This window comes from Streptomyces sp. NPDC002896 (assembly GCF_040295225.1).
Taxonomy (GTDB): Bacteria; Actinomycetota; Actinomycetes; order Streptomycetales; family Streptomycetaceae; genus Streptomyces.
In genome coordinates this window covers 1-2,588 of record NZ_JBEOVA010000092.1, presented here as the reverse complement: position 1 = coordinate 2,588, position 2,588 = coordinate 1, and the positions used below count along the sequence as shown (strand labels likewise).

General features: G+C 69.7%; 5 protein-coding genes. 3 read left to right on the top strand and 2 right to left on the bottom strand.

Annotated elements, in window-relative coordinates; genetic code table 11:
* Positions 1–170 (bottom strand): acyl-CoA dehydrogenase family protein (locus ABT009_RS47275; RefSeq protein ID WP_351309634.1); only part of this gene is annotated, 170 nt, incomplete at its 3' end.
* A 145-nt stretch (positions 171–315) separates the two neighbouring features.
* Between ABT009_RS47275 and ABT009_RS47270 the strand changes: the two genes are divergently transcribed.
* The 3 genes from ABT009_RS47270 to ABT009_RS47260 all read left to right on the top strand — a co-directional run bounded on the left by ABT009_RS47270 (position 316) and on the right by ABT009_RS47260 (position 2,288).
* Positions 316–1,050 (top strand): TetR/AcrR family transcriptional regulator, encoded by a 735-nt coding sequence (locus ABT009_RS47270; RefSeq protein ID WP_351309628.1) that lies wholly within the window; start codon positions 316–318, stop codon positions 1,048–1,050.
* A gap of 158 nt (positions 1,051–1,208) precedes the next feature.
* A complete protein-coding gene (locus tag ABT009_RS47265) occupies positions 1,209–1,637 on the top strand; it encodes a Zn-ribbon domain-containing OB-fold protein (RefSeq protein ID WP_502990111.1) in 429 nt (142 codons plus the stop codon).
* A 168-nt stretch (positions 1,638–1,805) separates the two neighbouring features.
* The gene (locus ABT009_RS47260; RefSeq protein ID WP_351309625.1) at positions 1,806–2,288 is read left to right on the top strand and encodes a hypothetical protein; all 483 of its coding nucleotides are present in this window, start codon (positions 1,806–1,808) and stop codon (positions 2,286–2,288) included.
* Here the strand turns inward: ABT009_RS47260 and ABT009_RS47255 are convergent.
* Positions 2,254–2,588, bottom strand: a 335-nt coding sequence (locus tag ABT009_RS47255; RefSeq protein ID WP_351309620.1) for a transposase, incomplete at its 5' end; no start/stop codon positions are given. The genes ABT009_RS47260 and ABT009_RS47255 overlap by 35 nt on opposite strands.

Sequence of the window (2,588 nt, the reverse complement as noted above, 5' to 3'; positions counted from 1 at the left end):
GCCGCCAGCTCCGACGCCACCAGCGCATCCAGCGCCTCCTGCGGGAACCGCGCCTCCTCGTCCACCGCCGCCGCATACGGGGCGATCTTCGCCTCAGCGAGCGACCGCACCATCTCACGGAGCATGTCGTGCTCTTCCGACGGCCGGTACAGATCGAAATGCTGGTTCATCGGTCGGGGGCTCCAGTCCGTTTGAACGGCTTGACGGGGTGGTGCTGAAGGGTGGTGCTGTAGAGGCACCGCAATCGTGGCACTCAGTTCCCTCCAGTATGCACACTGAGTGCCATCTGCTCCGCCCGATGCTAGGTTCGCCCTCATGAGCGAGGCACCCCGTCGCGGCCCGGCATCCGATACGACACCCCCGAAGCCGCCCATACGGGACTCCCTGATCGCGGCCGCCTTCCAGCTCTTTCTCGAGCGCGGGTACGAGCAGACGACGGTCGACGACATCGTGACGCTGGCGGGGGTCGGACGCCGGTCGTTCTTCCGGTACTTCCCGTCCAAGGAGGACGTGGTCTTCCCGGACCACGAGCGCTGCCTGGCCGACATGACGGAGTACCTGAACTCGGGCACGAACGAGGACGACCCGGTGGAGCGGGTCTGCGACGCGGCCCGGCTCGTGCTGCGCATGTACGCCGAGAACCCGACGTTCTCCGTGCAGCGCTACCGGCTCACGAGAAAGGTCCCCGGGCTCCGCGCGTACGAGCTGTCGGTGGTGTGGCGGTACGAGCGCGCCCTCGCCGGGTATCTGCGAGAGCGCTTCGCGGGGCACCGCGACGGCACGCTGAACGCGGACGTGATCGCCGCCGCGGTGGTGGCCGCGCACAACAACGGCCTCCGCTCCTGGCTCCGTTCGGACGGAGAGGGCGATGCTGCGGCCGCGGTCGACCACGCGCTCGCCCATGTCCGCGACACCTTCGGCGCCGAGACCCCCGGCGCCGCCCGCACCACCGCGGAGGAGCCGGAGGACGTGGTCGTCGTCATCTCCAAGCGGGGGACCCCGATGTGGCGCGTCGTCCGGGAGATCGAATCCTCGCTCCGGCAGGACTGAGACTCAGGACTGAGGCTCGTCCCCTTGCGCTCGCGGTGCCTGTTCCGCGATTAAGGGTACGGAGTGCCTTTACCGATGACACTCAGTGCCATACTCTGTTCTCGTGCACGGCGTTCCGAGCACATCAGATTCCGGCCCGAGTGCAGGGAGATGACATCGTGTTCCACCCAGGGACAGGGACAGCGATCGCCGAGAGCCGACTCGACGCCACGGCCGCTCACGGCACCACCGCCCCCGCGGACCCCACCGCCTTCGACGGCCTCTGCTTCCAGCGCTGCCAGTGGTGCGGCACCCCTTCCTTCCACCGCCTGCTCTGCCCGGTCTGCGCCTCCAGCGACATGCGGACCGAGCACAGCGCGGGCAGGGGGGTCGTACGCCGCACCACGGTGGTCCACCGGGGCACCCCGTCGGCCCGCAACGAGTCGCTCATCGAGATGGCCGAGGGGTTCACCGTGCGGGGCCGGGTGCTCGGCCCGCCCGCCGCCGTCCACCCCGGCGACCGGGTGCAGCTCTCCAGGGCCGAGGACCCGGTCCGCAAGGAGCCGTTGTTCCAGCTCATGGACGAGCCGTACCGGCCCTGGGCGTGAGGACGTACCCCAGGCACCTACCTCGCCTCTGAGCCAGACACCCCGCCTCGCGTCTGAGAAGCCGTTGTCTTTCCGAGAGTGAACGCTGCATTTCTGCTGGTCAGGCATAGTTCCGCTGTCGTGCGGCAGTGATGGCACGTTGTGTTGTCTCCTCGGTGGAGGTGCCTGGTGCCGTCGGTGATGGGGTTGCTGGAGGAGCGGGAGCGTGCGGCCCGCCAGCGGGTGGAGGTTTTGCAGGCTGAGCTTCGGGAGGCGGAGGCCGCGTGGGAGCGGTTCGTGATTGCCCGTGAGACGGTCGGGCAGGTCCTTGCGGAGCCGCGCGACGGCGAACAGGCGCCGGTGGCCGCGCCCGGTCAGCGGCCGGGACCGGTCGCTGGGGCGGTGCCCGGCTCGGTGGTGCCAGTGCGGACGCAAGGACTCAACGCCGCCGCGCTGGCACCGGACTATCGAAGGATCATGACCACCCTGGCCGAGCGGGGTGGAGAGGCGATGGACTGCCGGCAGCTCGCCGCGGCGCTTGGTCTGGAGCTGGTTCCGGCGAAGGTTGAGGGGGTGCGGTCGAAGGCCAAACGCCTGGCCCGGCGGGGCTGGCTGGTCGAGGGGGTGCCGGGGGTGTTCAGTGTCGCGGGCGGGCCAGGCGGCGGCTCATGACCATGCTCATCGACCAGAGGATCATCGCCTCGGCGCTGTCGGTGCGTGTCTCGTAGTCGCGGGCCAGGCGCCGTGAGCGCATCAGCCACGCGAACGTGCGCTCCACCAGCCACCTCTTGGGCAGCACCGTGAACCCCGAGAGATCGTCGCTTCGTTTGACCACCGTCAGCACGATCCGCAGGAGGCTGCGGGCGAAGTCGACCAACTGCCCGGTGTAGCCGCCGTCGGCCCACACCCGCGTGATCCGCCAGTGCCGCTCGCGCAGCCCGGCCAGCAGTTCCCGGCCCGCGTCCCTGTCGG